This is a genomic window from Nakamurella sp. (assembly GCF_044224575.1).
Lineage (GTDB): Bacteria > Actinomycetota > Actinomycetes > Mycobacteriales > Nakamurellaceae > Nakamurella.
Window position 1 is genome coordinate 1 of the sequence record NZ_JBGAKE010000008.1, and the last position, 18,765, is coordinate 18,765.

Annotated in this window: 21 protein-coding genes; 11 read left to right on the forward strand and 10 right to left on the reverse strand. The window is 69.0% G+C overall.

Translation table 11 applies throughout. The annotated features are described in order from the left end of the window. Nucleotides 1–44 precede the first annotated feature (44 nt). On the reverse strand, nucleotides 45–167 hold the full coding sequence (locus ACILSK_RS10685) for a hypothetical protein (protein WP_395727144.1): 123 nt from the start codon (nucleotides 165–167) through the stop codon (nucleotides 45–47). Between ACILSK_RS10685 and ACILSK_RS10690 the strand changes: the two genes are divergently transcribed. From ACILSK_RS10690 to ACILSK_RS10730, 9 genes are all read left to right on the forward strand, one after another. Next, on the forward strand, nucleotides 156–1,559 hold the full coding sequence (locus ACILSK_RS10690) for a recombinase family protein (RefSeq protein ID WP_395727145.1): 1,404 nt from the start codon (nucleotides 156–158) through the stop codon (nucleotides 1,557–1,559). The two genes, ACILSK_RS10685 and ACILSK_RS10690, sit on opposite strands and share 12 nt — an antisense overlap. Nucleotides 1,560–1,738: 179 nt before the next feature. Further along, nucleotides 1,739–2,032, forward strand: coding sequence for a hypothetical protein (locus ACILSK_RS10695; protein ID WP_395727146.1), 294 nt, complete (start codon nucleotides 1,739–1,741; stop codon nucleotides 2,030–2,032). Between the two features lie 667 nt (nucleotides 2,033–2,699). Continuing rightward, nucleotides 2,700–4,667: an AAA family ATPase gene (locus tag ACILSK_RS10700; protein WP_395727147.1), complete on the forward strand. Its 1,968-nt coding sequence runs from the start codon at nucleotides 2,700–2,702 to the stop codon at nucleotides 4,665–4,667. Nucleotides 4,668–4,751: 84 nt separating this feature from the next. Then, entirely contained in the window at nucleotides 4,752–4,958 is a 207-nt protein-coding gene (locus tag ACILSK_RS10705) for a hypothetical protein (RefSeq protein WP_395727148.1), read from the forward strand. 73 nt (nucleotides 4,959–5,031) lie between these two features. Continuing rightward, a complete protein-coding gene (locus tag ACILSK_RS10710) occupies nucleotides 5,032–5,268 on the forward strand; it encodes a hypothetical protein (protein WP_395727149.1) in 237 nt (78 codons plus the stop codon). A gap of 8 nt (nucleotides 5,269–5,276) precedes the next feature. After that, entirely contained in the window at nucleotides 5,277–5,579 is a 303-nt protein-coding gene (locus tag ACILSK_RS10715) for a hypothetical protein (protein WP_395727150.1), read from the forward strand. A 544-nt stretch (nucleotides 5,580–6,123) separates the two neighbouring features. Beyond that, the gene (locus ACILSK_RS10720; RefSeq protein WP_395727151.1) at nucleotides 6,124–6,942 is read left to right on the forward strand and encodes a phage major capsid protein; all 819 of its coding nucleotides are present in this window, start codon (nucleotides 6,124–6,126) and stop codon (nucleotides 6,940–6,942) included. Nucleotides 6,943–7,304: 362 nt separating this feature from the next. After that, entirely contained in the window at nucleotides 7,305–7,715 is a 411-nt protein-coding gene (locus ACILSK_RS10725; RefSeq protein WP_395727152.1) for a P27 family phage terminase small subunit, read from the forward strand. Between the two features lie 2 nt (nucleotides 7,716–7,717). Next, the gene (locus ACILSK_RS10730; RefSeq protein ID WP_395727153.1) at nucleotides 7,718–8,032 is read left to right on the forward strand and encodes a hypothetical protein; all 315 of its coding nucleotides are present in this window, start codon (nucleotides 7,718–7,720) and stop codon (nucleotides 8,030–8,032) included. A gap of 49 nt (nucleotides 8,033–8,081) precedes the next feature. Here the strand turns inward: ACILSK_RS10730 and ACILSK_RS10735 are convergent, their stop codons facing one another. The 9 genes from ACILSK_RS10735 to ACILSK_RS10775 all read right to left on the reverse strand — a co-directional run bounded on the left by ACILSK_RS10735 (nucleotide 8,082) and on the right by ACILSK_RS10775 (nucleotide 16,497). After that, nucleotides 8,082–8,462 carry a type II toxin-antitoxin system PemK/MazF family toxin gene (locus tag ACILSK_RS10735; RefSeq protein WP_395727154.1) on the reverse strand — a complete coding sequence of 127 codons (381 nt, stop codon included), beginning with the start codon at nucleotides 8,460–8,462 and terminating at the stop codon, nucleotides 8,082–8,084. Nucleotides 8,463–8,696: 234 nt separating this feature from the next. Next, complete coding sequence (locus tag ACILSK_RS10740) at nucleotides 8,697–9,470, reverse strand: hypothetical protein (RefSeq protein WP_395727155.1); 774 nt, start codon at nucleotides 9,468–9,470, stop codon at nucleotides 8,697–8,699. Between the two features lie 304 nt (nucleotides 9,471–9,774). After that, nucleotides 9,775–10,713: a type II secretion system F family protein gene (locus tag ACILSK_RS10745; RefSeq protein ID WP_395727156.1), complete on the reverse strand. Its 939-nt coding sequence runs from the start codon at nucleotides 10,711–10,713 to the stop codon at nucleotides 9,775–9,777. A 91-nt stretch (nucleotides 10,714–10,804) separates the two neighbouring features. Then, entirely contained in the window at nucleotides 10,805–11,659 is an 855-nt protein-coding gene (locus ACILSK_RS10750) for a type II secretion system F family protein (protein WP_395727157.1), read from the reverse strand. Between the two features lie 790 nt (nucleotides 11,660–12,449). After that, on the reverse strand, nucleotides 12,450–13,298 hold the full coding sequence (locus tag ACILSK_RS10755) for an LLM class flavin-dependent oxidoreductase (RefSeq protein WP_395727158.1): 849 nt from the start codon (nucleotides 13,296–13,298) through the stop codon (nucleotides 12,450–12,452). A 102-nt stretch (nucleotides 13,299–13,400) separates the two neighbouring features. After that, complete coding sequence (locus ACILSK_RS10760) at nucleotides 13,401–13,907, reverse strand: GyrI-like domain-containing protein (RefSeq protein WP_395727159.1); 507 nt, start codon at nucleotides 13,905–13,907, stop codon at nucleotides 13,401–13,403. A gap of 14 nt (nucleotides 13,908–13,921) precedes the next feature. After that, a complete protein-coding gene (gene dinB / locus ACILSK_RS10765) occupies nucleotides 13,922–15,145 on the reverse strand; it encodes a DNA polymerase IV (RefSeq protein WP_395727160.1) in 1,224 nt (407 codons plus the stop codon). Between the two features lie 54 nt (nucleotides 15,146–15,199). After that, entirely contained in the window at nucleotides 15,200–15,628 is a 429-nt protein-coding gene (locus tag ACILSK_RS10770; protein WP_395727161.1) for a VOC family protein, read from the reverse strand. After that, nucleotides 15,625–16,497 carry a helix-turn-helix domain-containing protein gene (locus ACILSK_RS10775; protein WP_395727162.1) on the reverse strand — a complete coding sequence of 291 codons (873 nt, stop codon included), beginning with the start codon at nucleotides 16,495–16,497 and terminating at the stop codon, nucleotides 15,625–15,627. Before ACILSK_RS10775 ends, ACILSK_RS10770 begins: the two co-directional genes overlap by 4 nt. 108 nt (nucleotides 16,498–16,605) lie before the next feature. On the opposite strand from ACILSK_RS10775, the gene nhaA reads away from it, so the two are divergent. Together nhaA and ddaH are read left to right on the forward strand one after the other, a co-directional pair. Then, entirely contained in the window at nucleotides 16,606–17,889 is a 1,284-nt protein-coding gene (gene nhaA / locus ACILSK_RS10780) for a Na+/H+ antiporter NhaA (protein WP_395727163.1), read from the forward strand. 10 nt (nucleotides 17,890–17,899) lie between these two features. Further along, nucleotides 17,900–18,685, forward strand: coding sequence for a dimethylargininase (ddaH, locus tag ACILSK_RS10785; RefSeq protein ID WP_395727164.1), 786 nt, complete (start codon nucleotides 17,900–17,902; stop codon nucleotides 18,683–18,685). Nucleotides 18,686–18,765: the final 80 nt, after the last annotated feature.

Sequence of the window (18,765 nt, forward strand, 5' to 3'; positions counted from 1 at the left end):
CCCGCGATCGCGGTCGCAGTCATAGTTGTGATCGCGATCGGCGATCAGCCCGCGCCGGTCACCGACTGGAACGCGTTCTGCACGGCGTTGATCACCTGCTCGCGGAACACCGCAAGCAGGGCGATGACCACGATGGCCGTCGTTATGATCGAGCCATGAGTACCCAAAAGGCGGTTGTCGGGGTTGCCCTGTATGCCCGGATGAGCAAGGACAACGAGCTCGGGATCGCCCGGCAGCTACAGGACGCCCGGGCCGAAGCCGCCCGGCAGGGTTGGACCATCGTGGGCGAGTACGTGGACGATGGCGTGTCGGCCACCAACGGCAAGGACCGGCCGCAGTATCTGCGACTGCTCGCCGCCGTCAAGCGAGGCGCCATGGACGCGGTGATCGTGTGGGACCAGGACCGGTTGTCCCGGGACCCCGACGAACTACGGCCATGGCTGGACCTTACGGAGGCCGGGCTCCGGTGCATCGACGTCGACGGCCGCGACCTGTTCGCCGACCGGTTCAACGCGCGGGTCGGTGCCGCCCGAGCAGAGGAGGAGGTCCGTAAGCTCAAGCGCCGACTCCGCCGTTCCCTGGCCCAGCGCGCCCAGACCGGCAAGCCGCACGGCCCGGTCCGGTACGGATGGCGCTGCGAGTTGATCGACACCGGCACGCGGCGGGTCCGGGTGGGAACGGACCAGCTTGACCCCGAGCCCGCCGAGGTGATCCGGGAGACTGCCAAGCGGTTACTAGAGGGTGAGTCCGTCCGGTCGATCAGTGCCGACCTGAACCGGCGAGGGCTGACCACGACCGGTGGCGGACGGTGGACCGGTGCGCAATTGCGAACGGTCATGCTGCGACCCCGGAACGCGGGTATCCGGGTGCACCGGGGCGAAGAAATCGGGGTCGGCGACTGGCCACCGATCTACGACCGCGACACCCACGACCGGGTGGCCGCACTACTGACCAACCCGGCCCGGACGCAGAACCGGGGCAGCGAGCGCAAGCACCTACTGTCGCTACTGGCCCGGTGCGGCCGGTGCGACACGCCGACGATGATCGTCAACACCGGGGGCACCTCCACGCGTCGGCCGTACTACGTGTGCCGCGACTGCCACCGATGCGCGCGGGTTCAGGAGCCGGTCGATGAGTTGGTGTCCGAGATGATGATCGCTCGGCTGTCCCAACCGGATGCCATATCCGTCCTGACGCCGCCGGACCGCGCCGACGACCTCGCGGACGCGGAGAATCGCCATGCTGCGATCAAGGCTCGGCTCGATCTCGCCGCCGACCAGTACGCCGACGACTTGATCACCGCCGACCAGCTCGGCCGGATCAGTGCGCGACTCACAGCGCAGATGGACGCCATCCGGACGCAGATCACGGCCCTACTGCCGCGCGCCGACCTCGGGGAGTTGGCGGGTCCTGACGCCCGAGCTAAGTGGGAATCCGCCTCGCTCGACGTCCGCCGGGCGGCGATCGACACCCTGCTGGTGATCACGATCCTGCCGGAGGCCCCGAAGGGTCGCGCACCGTTCAACCCCGAGTCCGTCCGCGTGGAATGGAGGGCATGATGACCGAGATCGACCTGCGGACCCGGGTCCGGATGAGCGACGGCCTCCGACGGTCCGGGTACGCGGTGCCGAGCCGCTACCGGCATTCGCCGCCGGTGGTGGTGTGGAAGACCGCCGGGTGCGGTTCGCGCAAACGGCCCTGCCGACTGCTGCGAGTGTTCCGGCGACCGGATGGGTGGTTGGTGCTGGCGGACGCCTTCCGCGTGCCCCAGGGCGAATGGCTGCGGCGAACTGGTACCGGCGTGAGCATCAATGACATCACCGACGGCAAGGCCGTGGCGTTCGGGATGCACCGAGTCCGAGGCGTCGACCGGGACCTACCGCTGGACGTCGATAGGTGGCCCCCGGCGCGGTTCGAGGTCGGATGCGACCACCGCGTCGCCATGGTCCCGCTGGTCGATCTCGCGTCGGACTGCCGTGCCGTACTCGCCGGGGTTGCGCAGCCGATCGAGCGCAGCATAACGTCAACCTGAAGTCGTCGTCCCACGACAACGATCATGATGGCGCCGGTATGGCCGACCACGTCAGGCGGGTGAGCCCTGACAAAGCCCGAAAGGGGCTTGGTCAGTCATGCACCCAGACGTTGCGCGTGCGCGCGCTCGCGTCGCTGTCGCCCATCGGCAGGGCGATCCCGCCGACATCGAAGTTGCCACCCGTGATCTCGCGGCAGCGAAGATCGCCGACTACGTCAGCCGGACGGTGGCCGCTGCTCCACCGTTGACAGCCGCCCAGCGGGACCGGCTCGCCGCGCTGTTTTCGGGCGGTCGGAATGCGTGATCCGAGGACGCGCGTGCTGGTCGTCGCCGGACGCTCCCGCTCGCGTGATGCCGCCAGCGGATGCGGGTGGTCACCGTGACCGCACCGGTCGATGATGTGCTGGCAGACCCCCGGACGCCACACCGGGGGACCAACTGCCGAAGGATCGCCCTACTGATCACTCGATCGCTGTTGAGGATAGTTCTCAGCCCTGCGGGTTGCCAACGTTCCGCGCGTTGGTGCGTGAGCAGCGTCGGCGTTCGTGGTTGAACTCTTGGTCGTCGACCGATCATGGCGGTTGGGATCGGGTCCGATCGGAGTTGGAATCTCACGGCAGCGTGCTCCGGCGGTCCGGCGAGGGCTACGTCGCGAGATGCCCGGCGCATGAGGACCGGAATCCGTCGCTGTCCCGGTGGTCGAGTTGTCCATCGGGCACCGGGCAAGGTGTTCCATCAGACCGGGGATACCAAGGACCGCAGCCTGTTTCGAGCGTCGCAGGTGCGGAAGGCCGTCGCGGCGAGCGACTCGGTATTCGTGGTCGAGGGTGAGAAGGACGTGTTGGCCCTGGAGTCCGTCGGCGCGGTCGCGACGTGCAACCCCATGGGTGCCGGAAAGTTCGACAAGATCGACCCGACCCCGCTGACCGGTGCCAACGTATTCGTCTGGCCGGACGCCGACGAGGTGGGGCGGAAGCACGCCGCGCAGGTCTGCGCGATCCTGGCCCCCATCGCCGCCTCCGTCACGATCGTCCGCAGCCAGCACGACGTCAAAGATGCGGCAGATCATGTCGCGGCGGGATACGGCATCCCCGACGACCTGATCGAGGTTCCACCGGACGTCATCGCAGCACCCACCGCGAAGCTCGTCACGCTGTCCAACGTCAAGCCCGAGCGCGTCGAATGGCTGTGGAATGGACGTATTCCCGCTCGGAAGGTGACCGTGGTCGACGGCGACCCATCCACCGGAAAGAGCACGCTGACGGTTGACATCGCCGCGCGCGTGTCGGCCGGGCGTGACTGGCCCGACGGTCAGCCGGGGAGCGCACTGGGCGGGGTCCTGCTGCTGTCCGCCGAGGACGGTTTGGCGGACACGATCGTGCCGAGGTTGCACGCGGCCGGCGCCAACCTGGGCAACGTCCACGCGCTGACCGAGGTGCCCAACCCCGAGGACCCCGGCCGGATGGTCCCGCCGTCACTACCCGCTGACATCCCGGTCATCCGAGACCTGATCCGGCGGAACGGAATCCGGCTGGTGATCATCGACGTCTTCATGGCGTACCTGTCCGGTCGGGTGGATTCGCACCGGGACCAAGACGTGCGGGCCGTGCTGCACCTGCTCGGCGCTGTGGCCGAGGAGACGGGCGCCGCGATCATTCTCATCCGGCACCTCAACAAGACGTCCGGCGGGAGCGCGCTCTACCGGGGCGGCGGGTCCATCGGCATCATCGGCGCCGCGCGTGCCGCTTTCCTGGTCGCCCGTGACCCCGACGACCCGGACCGCCGCATTCTGGCCCCGACCAAGATGAACATCGCCGCCGAACCGCCAGCGCTGGCCTACCGGCTGGAGAGCGTCCCGGAGTTCGGGTGTGCCCGCGTGGTCTGGGAGCCGGAGCCGGTCGACCTGGACGCGAACGCCCTACTGCGAGCACCGGAGAGCACCGACGAACGTTCGGAGTTGGATGCCGCCGTCGATTGGCTCCGGCACTACCTCGAATCGTGCGGCGCCACCGATCGCAGCGCCACCGTCAAGGCGGCGGGCAAGGACGCTGGATTCTCGGAGCGGACGATTCAGCGCGCCCGTCAGAGGCTCGACCTGGAGGTGGAGACCAGGATCGAGCCGGGTGGCAGGGCGGGCGTCGTCCGGCGGGTCAGCTACTGGTCCCTGCCCAACACACAAGACGTTGGCACGACCGACCCTGTTGGCACGACCGGCCCTGACCTGGGGAAACGCGACGACGCGCTTGGCACGACCGTTGGCACGACTGGCCCTGTTGGCACGACCTATTCGTCCGCGTCATCCGATTCACGTGAATTGACCGATCAAGTTGGCACGACCGATGGCACGACCGATGACACATACCCTGACCAGGCAAAACAACCTGAATTGCCTTACCCAACCAATGACCAGTTCGACCCCCTTGGCACGACCGTTGGCATGACTGCCCTGACCTGCGGAAACAACGTCTCCGAGGACCCCGAGACGACGGTCGTGCTAAGCGTGCCAAGTGTTGGGCACGGCACCGGCGGACCGGACAGATGTCGGATCTGCGACGGGCCGATCTACCTGCACCGACCGGGCCGCGATGTGTGCGACCGCCGCGACCCGGAACACGAAGCCGCCCGGGCCGCATGAGCCGCACCACCCAGCCATGACCCCTACTCGAAGGAGAAACCCCACGATGATCGCCATCAAGCCGAACGCGTCTGCGGGGGCACCGTGACCCCCGCTGAGTTGATCAAGTCCAAGCGGTGCACGCCGGGCTGTATCGCCGCGACGACCAAGGTGAACCGGTGCGGGTGCCCGTGTTCCGGCCGCTTTCATGCCCTCGTCGCCACGGCAGACGTCACCGCGTTGATCGACGCCCGCCGGTCCGGCCGGGACCGACTGGCCGACCTGGAGGTGATCAACCATGCCGCCGCCTGAGGCACCCGAACCCGTTTGCCCACAGTGCGGCGCAGCCTTTTTCGTCGGACACGAGGGCGGGCCGATCGAGGCCATGCACGTCTTCGATTGCCCGATCTTGATCGCCGAGGACAACACCAAGATGTCCGACTACGACCGGGCGGTGCACAGCGGACGCCGACGATTCCGCCGACCCCCGACCGCCGCCGAGGTGGCCCTACTCGCCGCACGCGGCTACTCCGACGCCGGGATCACCCACGTCTTCTACCCCTGGCCTCGATTGCTTCGCCGACGCTCGTGGCCGTCCCTCACCCCAACCCGAAAGGTCTAGCAAAGCCCATGAACCACAACGATGATCAGCCGGTCGATTGGCAGGCCATGCGGGCCGACGAGATCCGGATCGGCATCGAGCACGGGCTGACCCCCGACGCCGCTGCCCGTGCCGCCGATACCGTGGTCGCCTACCGGCGGGACGCAGCCGGAGGAACCTATATCGTCTCGCGGACCGTCCGGGAGGCCGAGATCCTCACCGACCCCGATGGGTTTCCGATCGGCGTCGACCCGGCCGAGTGGATCACCGAGCCCAGCCCGTTCTCAGCCGACGACGCGGGTGGAGTCTCCGGGTGGGTGCCCACCGACTGATTCCGCCCGGCGGGTCCTGGAGTGCAACCGGCCCCGAGCGCCGCTCAGATCGACGCTGCCGCAATAGCACCGGCCCGGCGGGGCAATCCCCCCACCGGGCCGGCAGCATGGCCAGTCAGCGGATTGAACTTTCGCAACCCTCGACCCGTCATCGAGGGATGGGGCTGAGGCATTTGCCTCGTGCCGATCCCTCGACCCGTCATCGAGGGATCGGCATGATTCATTTGAATCGTGCCGACCTCCCGCGCCTGATTTCACGGCTTCGAAGGAAAGCGGCGTATCGGCAACCCGGCCGTGATCTCTTGTCGCACCTCGGCGACGCCGAGTAGCCTGATGATCACGGTCACGTCGCCGGTAAGACGGGGTATTGCCAAGGGTTAACCGCCGACCTCAACGAGCGGGTAGCAGTACATCACCAGCGTTCTAGCAACGCGGGCGCCTACGGTCACCACGCGCCAGGAAATAAATGGACCGGCCTTCCGATCCGTTTCCGCCGTGCCCGTAAATCCGGCCCGGCGTTGATTCCGAAGCGAGAACGCCGACAATGGCCGCTACCACCGCAGGACCCCGGGGCCTTTACCCCGACACCACTTTCGTTGCCCGGGACCTTGTCCCCGAGGCGCTAATCTTCACCCTCACCACAAATGCTGGCGGGATCGAGGGCGACACCCCGGTCGTCCGGGTGCCGTACGTCTCCGCCGACGCTGCGGCTGCCTTTGTTCCGGAAGGGCAGGACATCACGGCGGTCGATCCGACGCTCGCCGAGGTCACCGTCTCGACCGGGAAGATCGCGGTCTTGACCAAGGTTTCGCGCGAGGCAGCGAGCTACCAGGACGCCGCGAATCTGATGACGGACTCGCTGCGACGGTCGATCATCACCAAGGCGAACGCTGCTCTGCTGACGAGCGCATCGGCACCGACCGGACTCCTGGCCACCTCGGGCGTGGTGGACGGCGGGACCCTCGGAGACGATGACCTTGACGTCGTCGCGGAGGCGATCACGTCGGTCGAGGTCAACGGCGGGACCGCCTCGCACATCGTGATGGATCCTGCATCGTTCGGCGTGCTGCGCGTCCGGAAGGTGGCGACCGGCAGCAACCTCCCGCTGCTGGGCGCTCCCGGTGAGCCCACCGGACGCACACTGTTCGGCGTTCCCGTGATCGTGAGTTCGGCGATGACAAGCGGGAAGATGTTGATCATCGACTCGACCAACATCATCTCCGCGTCCGGCGTCGTCACCCTCGCGACCTCCGAAGACCTGTATTTCCAGAGTGATTCGCGAGCGGTGCGGGTGACATGGCGGATCGGGTGGAAGGTCATTCGGCCGAACCGGATGGCCAAGATCACGGTCACGATCGCCTGATAGGACACGGACCCGCTGCCGCGCACCGGGGAGAGGGCATGGCAGCGGGTCCGGCCCCCACATAACGCCACAGCAGTTACGGCCGGCAGGCCCCGGGGCGCCCGTCCGATGCCCGCCGACCGACCGATCGGAGATGATGATCATGATCGCCGACACCCGAACCGCCCGAACCGGACACACCACCCCAGGGGGGCACCCCCGGATGCGGCTACGGCTAGACCGGGCGGGAGGGTGCTGCCAGTCCAAGCCCTGCCTGTCCTGGGGAATCTGCGCAGTTCAGAGCAAGTCTGCCCGTGCCACCGACTTAATATCGCGGTAAATCAAGGTTCGCCCAGGGAATTCGACCCGCAGACCCTAAAAGAATGGGTACCACCAGCCTTAGAATGGATGATAAAATGAAGCAACCGGTACGGCCGGAATTCTTGGAGCGAGGTCAGGAATTCTGGAACGCCATTGTTGGGAAATATGACCTGTCCGAGTCGGAAATTGCGTTGCTGATCGAGGCGTGCCGGACGATTGATATTCTGGATTCTCTCGACCAGTCAATTCGGGCCGAGGGTCCGACGATTCTCACGGACGCCGGCCGGACGGCCGTAAACCCGGCCGTCGCGGCGGCGAACAACGCCAGGACGACGCTTCGGCAGCTCATTTCCGCGCTGGCGCTGCCCGATGACGCCGGGGAACGCGTGCCCGGCGGCTACGCCATGCGCGGCAAGACCGGCGCGGCGGCCCGGTGGTCCAAGTCCCGGCGCACGGCATCCCGGGCGGGCTGACGATGGCCCGACTCCGATCCCACGACCCGGCCGGCGACGCCATGGTGCCGGCGGAGCTACGTGACCCCCGGCACGCGACCTGGTCCGACCCGGTGATGTTCGATGCGTGGTGCCGGGCGTATGGCATCGCGCACGTGGCCCAGCTGAACCTGGAGACCTGGGCGGACCGGTTCCGCTGGGCGTCCGACGCCTGGGCGATCACAAACATGATCGTCTTGCCCGGGACCCCGGCGATCCCCGACCGTGCTCGGCTCCACGACCTCGGCGTGCCGCTCGTTGGCGCGCTTGAAAGGGCACGGGCCCAAGCTGAACGCTGAGTTCACTGGCAGTCGTCCCCGCCCCTCGCGGGGCGAAGTCCGACAGGGCTTACACGATCAAACGTTCGATCTCCGAGAAGACGTCGTTCAGGACTTGGACCTCTACGGTGCCGAACGCTGAACTTCCACGAAGCACCCTCGGGTTTGCTCCCCAGATGCGCCTCGCGCGGGCCCAAGACCGCTTCGACAGGTTACACGCCTGCCAGTTGACAATCTCGACATCGCCCTTCTTGGGTGCGGCCCCGGCTCCATACGACGTGATCGGGACAAGCAGGACAACTTGGTCGTCCGCAGGCGTCCTATCCGAGAAGCCCACGATCAGAACGGGGCGAAACTTGCCCACCCCGCCGCTGGCGCCCGGTCCCGTGACGTCGTTGTAGGGAATCCAGGCATTCCAAAGATCGCCCTGCTGAAGTTTGACGCTCGACACCGAACGGGGTTAGTTCAGTCGTCCCACCGCTGTGCCATGTCACGGGCGATGTCGGTCGAAACATCATCGTCTTCGTCTACTTGGGAGAGGTCGAAGGTCATCGTCTTTGGACGCCCCGTGCTCATCCGACGACGTGCCGTGGCCACGGTCAGCAAGAAGCGCCCCGTGGCTCTCCGAACTGGCGGTGATGCGATGCTCGTCGCGTCGATCCAGAGTTCGGATTCAGCCGTCTCATCAGGCGGGCAATCCTGACCCACCACTACTGAACTCATCTCCGCCCCCTTCCAGAGTTGCTTGGACCGACTCCCCAAGACCGACCATCATAGTTGCACAGTCGTTCTCGATGTGCTCCCTGATATGAGCCAGCTCATCGCCCGAGGCAATCGACATTCCGGTGGATGGAAACCATCGGACGTCGGCGAAGAGCGAAAGCTCCGGTAGTTCGTCCGCTGGATCGGGAACGTAGGTTGGCCTGCTGGTGTCGGGATGCCGACCGATGGCAGGGTGCATGATTCTTGCCCGGAGTTCTCGGCTTGACACGACGCCCATCTCCGCTTGCAAGGTCGCCGAGTCGCTCGCCGCGTCGAAGAGCACGGAGGCATCCGTAGCTGCGAACTCGCCAAGATCCTGATGGAACGTAACATTTCGGGCGAAAATCCCACATGCAGCGCTATAGGACCCTTCTAGCGGAGCAGTCCAGCTTGATTGGTACTCGACCACCCTCACGCCATGTAACCCCAGCACGTCGTACGCACCGTCGAACAGGGGTCCGAGCGCATCAACTGTCAGGCTCGGGCTGCTGGTGCTCATGCTCATCGACTTCATCGTGATTGTGCCGCGCAGACCCCGGTGCCCCACGGCTACCGCAACCTCGTCGGCGGAGTCGTTCTTGAACGCGACGATCTCCAAGTGCTGGTCGATCCAATCCAGAAGATCCAGGCGCCGACGCTCGAAGGTCAGGATCGGATGCCAGGAGATCCTCAGCGTGGCAGTCCACCGCTGAACCATGCTTTGACGATAGCGCAGGTAGCGCGGGGGGCATTGTCGTGCCCACGTACGTCGACCAACGTGCTGGCCGAGGGGAAGAGGTGAGCTGGTGGGTGCCCTAAGTGAGTGATTATGAATCTCCACTGACTGTCATGACGGTGATCATCACCCAGCCGGGGACGTCGCCCCGATCCCGATCCTCGCGTTCCGCGGAGTTCAGTCGCGCCACAAGAGACAGCGTGACAGTGTTCAGCCATTCGAGTGCGCGGTCGGTCGGGGTCATGGTGGCCTCCAGGCTCGGTGCTTCGGCGTAGTGCGGGACGGCTCACTGGGCCACCGTGGTGATGGCCAGCAGTCCGGGGTAGAGGGCGAAGAGGATCGTGATCGGCAGCACCAGGAACACGACGGGCACCATCATGGCGATTTCCTTCCGCCCGCCGGATTCCAGCAGTTGCCGCTTCGACAGGGCGCGGACGTCGGCGGCCTGAGCGCGGAGCACATCGGCCAACGGGGTGCCACGTTCGATCGCGACGGCCATCCCGTCCAGGAACCGGGCGAGCGGCTCCAGGCGGGTGCGGTCCCGCAGATGGGTGAGCGCGGTCAGGAAGGGCGTGCCCGCCCGGGTCTCGGCGAGCACCCCGCTGAGCTGGCTGACGAGCGGCCCGTGCGCGAGTTTGGTCACCCGGTCGATCGCCCCGGTCGGGCTCTCGCCGGCGGTCACCGAAAGGGCGAGCATCTCGGCGATCACCGGGAACTCGGCGATGATCTCCTCCTCCTGCTTGCTGACGGTCTGGGTCAGCCACCAGTCGCGTCCGAGCACCCCGGCGGCGGCGGACGCGACGATCAGCAGGATCAGGATGAAGGGGTTCGATTGGCCCAGGAGCACCGCGAGCAGGCCGATCCCGGCGCCGACCGCGGCGCCGAGCGAGCCCCACAGCACCTGCTCGACCCGGAACTGGTCGACCGTCAGCGGCGAGGAGATCGCGGTCAGCCGCCGTTCGACGGAGCCGCGCCCGCCCATGATCTTGTCGACGAATCGGACGGCGTCTCGCACCAGCGGCGCGGCGAGCTTGCCCAACGCGCTGGAGGTCGGTCCGGCGGTGGAGCCGGTGAGCAGGCGGGAGGGACGTCCGGCGTCGGTGAGGTACGGCGCGATCCGGTCCGACATCGTCGGGCGGCGCAACGGCGGCGTGGCCAGGATCGCGATCAGCAGGCCGGCGGCGACGACGGCGCCGAGGATGCCGCCGAGCAGCCACTCGCTCATGGGGCCGCCGTCCCGGGACGCCTCGCAGGCTCAACCGTCCCGGCTCGGCCGGCCCCATGAGTTCTCCGATGGTTCGCTCGGCAAGCCTCGCTCATCGCAGCACCCGCCGATCCTCCGGCAGCCGGCCGATTCTGATCATCAGGCGGTAGGCGATGAACGACAGCGCGGCCCCGGCGAACAGGATGACCGTCCCGGTCGGCGTGTCGTAGGCCTGCAGCGTCTCGCGCTGGGTGGCCAGCAGGACCAGCACCAGCCACGGCGCGGCCACGGCCATCCGCGCGGCGTTGACCGACCAGGTCTGCCGGGCCAGCAGTTCGGCGCGGGTCCGGGCGTCGTCCCGGAGGAATCCGGACAGCGTCGACAGCAGCCGGCCCAGGTCGGTGCCGCCGACCTCGCGGGCCACTCGCAACGACTCGATGACCCGGTCGCCCACCGGATCGGCCAGGATGGCCTTGAGCCGGTCGAGCGAGTCGTTGAACCGCCCGGTGGTGCGGTAGTCCGCGCCGAATTGCCGGAACGGCTCGCGCAGCTGTTCGGGGCCGCGATCGCCGATCGCGGCCAGCGCCTCCGGCAGGGACAGCCCGGCCCGAACGCCGGAGGTCAGGTTGTCGACCACTTCCGGCCAGAGTTCGCGCAGGTCGGCCTGCCGCTTGTGACGCAATCGGGACACCATCAGATGCGGCACGGCGCCGGCGAACAGCGCGAAGATCAACGACACGCTGATCGACTGGGTCAGGGCCAGGCCGAGCACGGCGACCAGGACGGCGGACAGCGCCTGCAATGCGAACAGCTGGGCCGGCGACACGCTGGGCAGCCCGGCCTGCAGCAGACGTTCCCGGGTGCGTTCGAACGGTGGACGGCTCGGCCGCGGGGTCGTGACGGAGGACAGCCCGTGCCAGATCAGCAGCAGGCCGAGGCCCAGCATCAGACCCAGAAAGGCCCCCATGATCCTCCGTCCGCGTTCCTGCGCGATCGGGTGACGATACCCAGCAATGCGAGCCCGGCAGAAATTAACTTTCGGTGATGTGGATAACTCAAGATCAATAGTCGGCTGTGGCGATCGCGAGTCATTGACCACGGCTCAGTCCGCGGACATCGGATCGAATTCCGGGTCGTCGGTCGGAATCTGGCAGGGGTGAAAAGGGCTTCAATCGGGTGTTCCGATGACCGAATGGGGTCGTCGCTGGGTAACCGTGCGCCACGATCGGTGGCCACCGCCGAACGCGAGGAACAGGCCGGATCGGGCTGGATGAGGCCAAATCGGGCAGGGCCATGCGGACAACTCGGCGGCTGGTGGGAAGGGGGCGGGCCCCCTTCCCACCGTCAACCGATCTCTCCGAGCGCACCGTTGGTCGGGCAGCTGCGCGCCGTTCCCGATCGGACCGCGACCGGGAGGACACCGTCGCCGGCACGCCGGCGGACGACGGCCTTCGCGCGACCGAATTCGTCGGCGCAGGTCACCTGATGGCCGCCGGTCGAGATGGTCGTCGGCGCTGCCCGGATTCCATTCTTGACCGTCAGTCAGCTCCTTGACTATTTCGATCTTGATTTGCATGTTCAGCCGATCGGTTTCGGTCGTGAATCGACCAGGGCGTGATGCCGAATGTCGAACCGCGAATATCCACCCTGTCGCGATCGAAGGGACGGACATCGACCGGGCGCCGACATCGCGCAGGGAGTCGTCGATCTGGTTGAACGCAAGCGCGACGACGAGCAGGCATCGGCGCGCGCGAACATCACTGGGTCGGAAACGGCCGCGGCGGGCCGGCGTCGATGCGCTCGCGGTGCCGCCGTACGGCATCCTCGCTCATCGACCAATCAGATTCGACCCAGAACGTCGCCCCGGCGTCCGCCCACTCGCGGACCAGCTCGTCACCCGCTGCGCCGGCCGGGGACACGCCCTCGGCGATCACCTGATAGCCGTCCCAGGGCAGGCCGGCCGTGGCCCGCAACGGACGCACGGCGGCGACGACCTGTGCCAGGTCGGCCGGGCCGAACGGGGCCTCCGCCCCGCCGCCGACCGTGGTGGGCAGCAGACCGTCCCACCGGGCGGCCCGCCGCAGCGACGTCGCCGACGGGTACGCCCCGACCACCCACACCGGCACCCGGGGCTGCTGGACCGGCGGTGGCGGCGGCATGAAATCGGTGGGCGTGACCTGGTAGTGGGTGCCGGTGAAGGCGAACGGCTGCCCGCGCATCAGGCCGTCGTACACGGCGAGCCCCTCGTCGAGCTTCTCCGCGCGGACCCGGCGGCCCTCGTCCCGTTCGAAGGCCAACCACCCCTCGTGCAACGCCCCGAGGCCGACCGCGAGCTGCACCCGCCCGCCGGACAGCGCATCGAGGGTGGCGACCTTGCCGGCCAGGTCCCAGGGCCGGATGCGGGGAAGCGGGGTGAGCATGGTGCCCAACCGGATCCGTTCGGTCACCATCGCCGCGGCGGTGAGGGTCACCCAGGCGTCGGGCCCCCACACCGCCTCCCAGGTGAAGATCGCATCCCAGCCGGCCGCCTCGGCGGCGACGGCCAGGTCGGCGAACTCCCGCGCCGTTCCGGTGCTGATGACGATTCCCGCCTGCATTCGCGCCATGGTGCGGACTGTGCCAGAGACGTCCGACAGCGCGCCCTGTAGTCGGTCCGAAGTCCGCAGTCCGCCCGCAGCCGCAGTCAGCCCGACAGCCGGTCCGCCGGATCAGCGGAGTTTGATCGCCAGTTCGGTCTCGTACCGGTTCGGGTCGGTCTCCATGCGCGGGTCGGTCAGATAGATCTCCAGCCGGGCCACCCATCGTTCGACCCCGTCGAGCACGTCGCCGTCCACCTCGAGCCCGTCCGAGCGGGCCCGGTCGAGAAGTGTTTGCGTCGCGCCGGCCAGGCCGTCGAACGGGCCGACGTGGGTGAGCGTGGCGTACCGGCCGGCGGGCAGCTCGCCCACCTCGGTCGAGAACGGCGCGACGTGCTCCGGGAGCGCGGTCCCCGGCAGCACGGGCACGCCGACCTGCACCGTCATCGAGTCGCCCGTGATCTCCAGGTACCGGAAGAACGGCGCGCCGGCCGGGGTGCCGCCGTGGCTGGTCAGCGCGCCGATCAGGGCGGGGATCCGGTCGGCGATCTCGGCGATGGTGGCCCGGGTGACCCCGGTGGTGGTGCCGACGAACGGCACCGCCGGCCGGTCGTGGATATATGGTTCGGAACTGGTCATGGCGCCATTCGACCTCAGTCCGGCAGCCCGGGCATGCTGACCCCCGGGTCCCGGCCGAGCAGCACACCCCGGGTCAGCGACGCCGAACCGAACTTCTCCCGGACACCGTCCATCGCCCGGTCCAACGCGGCCGCGCGCGTCGGCGAGGCGGCGTCGGTGAACGGCAGCTCCAACTGCCCGCTGTCGTCGTCCAGGTTGCCGACCGCGATGCCGAGCAGGGTCAGGCCGCCGCGGTCCCGGATCAGTGGCATGGCCACCGCGACCAGGTCGCGGACGGCCTCCAACACGATCGGGGTGCGGGACGTCGCCCGGGCCAGCGTCCGGGACCGCGACGCCCGGGTGAAATCGTCGAACCGTAACCGGAGCACGACCGTGCGGCCCTCCCGGCCGGCCTTGCGCATCCGCCCGGTCACCCGTTCGACCAGGCTGATGACGGTGGCGTCGATCTCGGCCATGGTGTGCCGGCCCCGGCCCATCGCGTGTTGCGAGCCGATCGACCCGCGCCGCTTGCCGACCTGAACGATGCGCGGGTCACGGTTGTGGGCCAGGGCGTTCAGCTGCCGCCCGGACGCCCCGCCCAGGGCGGTCAGCAGGGTGGCCTCGTCCAGGGCCGCGACCTGGCCGACCGTGGTGATGCCGAGGGCGTGCAGCTTCGCGGTGGTCTTCGGGCCGACACCCCACAACCGCTGCACCGGCAGCGGGTGCAGGAAGTCGAACTCCCGGTCCGGCTCGACGACCAGCAGACCGTCGGGTTTGGCCACGCCGCTGGCCACCTTGGCCAGGAACTTGGTCCGGGCGACCCCGACGGTGATCTTCAGGCCGACCTGGTCCAGGACCCGCGCCCGCAGGCGGGCGGCCACCTCCGCGGGGGAGCCGGCGACCCGGCGAAGCCCGCCCACGTCCAGGAACGCCTCGTCGATGGACAGGCCCTCGACCAGGGGGGTGGTGTCCCGGAACACCTCGAAGACGTCCTTGCTGGCCCGGGTATAGGCGCTGAAGCGGGGCTCGACGACCTCGGCATCCGGGCACAACGCCCGCGCCTGCCGGCCGCCCATCGCGGTCTTGACGCCCATCGCTTTCGCTTCGTAGCTGGCGGCCAGCACCACCCCGCCGCCGACGATGACCGGGCGACCCTGCAATCGCGGGTTGTCCCGTTGCTCGACCGAGGCGAAGAAGGCGTCCAGGTCGGCGTGCAGGATCGACGCATCCGTCCTGCTCCCGCCGATCCGCACGAACACATGTTCGCATAACCGGGGGCCGGAGTCGAGGACCGACGCGGCCCCTGCCGGCGGTCAGCCCGCGGCGGCTCCCCGGTACGTACCCACGCTCCAGGCGTTGCCCTCGGGGTCGGCGAACGCGAACTCCCGGCTGCCGTAGTCCGTGTCGGCCGGCTCCCGCAGCAGCAGCCAGCCGGCGTCGGCGACCCGCCCGGCGAGCGCGTCGAGGTCGGCGGCGCTGCCGACGGACAGGTAGGCGGTGCCGGTGCCCGGCCCACCGGCCGAGCCCGACCACCGCGGCTCGCTCGGCTCCGAGCCGAACATGATGCCGCCGCCGTCCGGCCACAACAGTTCGGCGTGGGCGATGGGTCGCTCGGACCCGCCGCGGTGGACCACGGACTCGGTGAAGCCGACCACCTCGGTCAGGAAGCGCAGCGCGGCCTCGCCGTCGCGGTAGGAAAGGGTGGGCCAGGCCCCGGGCTGGGTGCGGATTGCTGTCGTCATGCCGGCGAGTCTGCCGACCGCGACCCGGAGTCGTCTTGCAGAAATGAGAGCTCCTCGGCGATCCACCGCCCCGGGCTGCACCCGGCGAACTCCCGCCACTCGGTGGTCAGGTGCGACTGGTCGGCGTACCCGGCATCCGCGGCCACCTCGGCCAGGCTCCGATCCTGCCGGCCGATCAGCCGCCGGGACCGGGCGAACCGGGCCAACCGGGCTAGATCCTTCGCTCCGACACCGATCTCGGCGCGCATCCGAGCGGTCAGGTGCCGGCGGGACCACCCCACGGCGCGCGCCGTGTCGGCGATCCGGGCCCGGCCGTGGCTGCCGACGATCAGCCGCCAGGCCCGGGCCAGCTCGGGGGCCGGCGGCGCCACCTCGGCGGCGGCGATGCGCGCGCCGAGCCAGCGGTCGACGACCGCGGTTGCCTCGATCCCGGACGAGCACTCGGCCAGCCGGCCGGCCAGCTCGGACCCGCCGACGGCCAGCTCGTCGATCTCCAGCACCTCGCCGGCCAGTGCGGACGCCGGGACACCGAAGACCGCCCGCGCGGCCAGCGGGTGCACCGCGAGCTGGATGCCGCGCTGGCTCGCCGTCGGCGCGTGCGGCAGGCGCCGGGGCATGACCACCGCCCGGGTGTGCAGGCCGCCGACGGGAACGTGGAACGCCGCGGACCGGACCCGCGACCCGAAGGGGACCTCGATGGGCAGTGCCCCGGACAGTGAGAACACCAGGGTCAGCCAGGGGCTGGGAAAGCCTCGATGCTCGCCCGGCATCGGCGCCATCCGGTAGCCGACCATGTCCCGCACGGCCCCCCGCGCGGCGACCGGCGGCGCCAGCCGGACCAGGGTCTCGGTGGCCGGGTCGGCAGACATGCCATCAACGTAGCGTCGGTCCGCCTCGATAGGGTTGGGCAGGTTTCGCCCGAGCCGCGGGACGACCAAATGGTGTGCCGGGAAGTCTGGTCGGCGGAAGGGTCCAGCATGCCAACGGAGTCCTCGTCGCTGTTCGCCCATGGATCGTGGGCGGAGGACAGCCGCCTCGCCCACATCCTGCGCAAGGAGACGGTCGGCGGCGCACTGCTGCTCGGCGCCGCGGTCATCGCGCTCGTCTGGGCGAACTCGCCGTGGTCGGCGTCCTACTTCGCGATGCTCGATCTGGTCGCCGGGCCCGAACTGATGCACCTGAACCTGTCGCTGGAGAGCTGGGCGGCCGACGGGCTGCTGGCTATCTTCTTCTTCGTCGCCGGGCTCGAGCTCAAGCGGGAGTTCGTCGCCGGCGACCTGCGCGACCCGAAGCGGGCGGCGGTCCCGGTGTTCGCGGCCGTCGGCGGCATGCTCGTGCCGGCCGTGATCTACCTGGTGTTCGCGGCGGGCACGGCGCCCAAGGGCTGGGCCATCCCGACGGCCACCGACATCGCGTTCGCGCTGGCCGTGCTGGCGGTGATCTCCACCCACCTGCCGTCGGCCTTGCGCACCTTCCTGCTGACCCTGGCCGTGGTCGACGACCTGCTCGCGATCATCGTGATCGCGCTGTTCTACACGGACGACCTGCAGCTGGGGTTCCTGGCGCTGGCGCTGGTGCCGTTGGCCGGGTTCGGCCTGCTGGTGCAGCGCCGGATCAGCCACTGGTACCTGCTGCTTCCGTTGGCCGCGGCCACCTGGATCCTCGTGCACGCCTCCGGGGTGCACGCCACCGTCGCCGGCGTGCTGCTGGCGTTCACCGTTCCGGTCCGCCCGCACGCCCGGGACAAGGAGCCGGGGACCGGGCTGGCGGAGCGCTTCGAGCACCTGCTGCGGCCGATCTCGGCCGGCGTCGCGGTGCCGCTGTTCGCGCTGTTCTCGGCCGGGGTGACGATCGGCGGGCTGAGCGGCTTCGCCTCGGCGCTGGCCGACCCGATCGCGCTGGGCATCATCTTCGGTCTGGTGCTGGGCAAGCCGATCGGCATCCTGATCGCCACCTTCCTCACCTCGAAGGCTCTGCGCCGCCCGCTGCAACAGGGCCTGACCTGGCCCGACGTCACCGGGGTTGCCATGCTGGCGGGCATCGGGTTCACCGTGTCGCTGCTGATCGGTGAGCTGGCCTTCGCGGCCAACCCGGAGGCCGACGACCACGTCAAGATCGCCGTGCTGACCGGATCGCTGACCGCGGCCCTGCTGGCCGCGGTGCTGCTGCGGTTGCGCAACCGCCGGTACCGCCTCATCTGGGAGGCGGAGAACCGGGACGACGACCACGACGGCATCCCCGACGTCTACGAGCGCGAGTAGCCTGCCCGGCGTGACCGACACCCCCCGTGCGCTCGTCCGACCGCCGTCGCCGCACCTGGCCGACGGCCTGCTCACCCACCTGGAGCGGGTGCCGGTCGATATCGACCTGGCCCGTCGCCAGTGGGACGGGTACGTGACCGCGCTGACCGACGCCGGCTGGGATCCGGTGGAGGTGCCGGCCGTGCCGGAATGCCCGGACGGCGTGTTTGTCGAGGACACGGTGGTGATGATCGGCGGCACGGCGGTGATCACCCACCCGGGCGCCCAGTCCCGCCGGCCGGAGACGCTGGGCACCTCGGTGACGGTGCGCGCCCTCGGCTACCCGACCGCGACGATCGACGACGGGTCGTTGGAGGGCGGCGACGTTCTCAAGATCGGCAGCACGGTGTACGTCGGCCGGACCGAGCGCACCGACGCGGCGGGCGTCGCCGCCCTGCGCCGGATCTGCGCACCGCTGGGCCACCGGGTGATCGCGGTGCCCACCACCAAGGTGCTGCACCTGAAGTCGGCCGTGACCGCGCTGCCGGACGGCACGGTGATCGGGTACCCGCCGCTGGTCGACGACCCGGGCTTCTGGCCGCACTTCCGGGCGATGCCCGAGGAGGGTGGTTCGCACGTGGTCGATCTCGGTGACGGGCGGCTGCTGATGGCGGCGTCCGCGCCCAGGTCGGCGGAGCTGATCGCCGACCTGGGGTTCACGCCGGTGCCGGTGGACATCTCCGAGTTCGAGAAGCTCGAGGGCTGCGTGACGTGCCTGTCCGTGCGACTTCGTCACGCTCCGTCGACCACGGCTTGAGGATCGATCGGGGTCGGCCCCGGTCGGCCCCGGAACCACCCCGTCGGGGTGTCACCCGCGGTGGCAACCGGATCGGGCGC